This window comes from Ruegeria sp. CJ6, assembly GCF_056536665.1.
In genome coordinates this window covers 1-560 of record NZ_JBQFQB010000014.1, presented here as the reverse complement: position 1 = coordinate 560, position 560 = coordinate 1, and the positions used below count along the sequence as shown (strand labels likewise).

The 560-nt window shown below is 61.8% G+C and carries 1 protein-coding gene; it reads right to left on the bottom strand.

Annotation, left to right across the window (positions count from 1 at the left end; genetic code table 11):
• Positions 1 to 560 (bottom strand): DUF3394 domain-containing protein (locus tag ACR0BT_RS20400; protein ID WP_480763929.1); only part of this gene is annotated, 560 nt, incomplete at both ends.

Below are 560 nucleotides of genomic sequence, written 5' to 3'. Positions count from 1 at the left end.
GGCCTTCGACCTCGATGCGCAGGGAACTGCCCGGGGCGGCGTCGCCCACGGCCTGCTCCAGCTGTGCCGGCTCAAACTGCGCGAACGGAGGTGCGATGCGGTTCATGAAGAAGTCCGGACGGAACAGCGCGAATGCGATCAGGATCAGCGCCACGCTTTCATAGATGCGGTTCTTCGTGAGGAACCAGCCCATGGTGCCTGCGGTGAAGATCAGGATCGCGATGGTCGCGGACACAGCCACCAGAATGCCCTGCACCCAACCCACATCAATGAGCAGCAGATCGGTGTTGAAGATGAACACGAAGGGCAGCGCCACGGTGCGCAAGGAATAGAAGAAGGCGGTAAAGCCTGTCTTGATCGCGTCGCCTCCCGACACGGCAGCAGCGGCAAAGCTGGCCAGACCTACGGGTGGCGTCACATCGGCCATGATGCCGAAGTAGAACACAAACAGATGCACCGCGATCAGCGGCACGATCAACCCATCCTGCGCGCCCAGTTCAACAACCACACCGCCCATCAGCGAGCTGACGACGATATAGTTCGCCGTGGTCGGCCGGCCC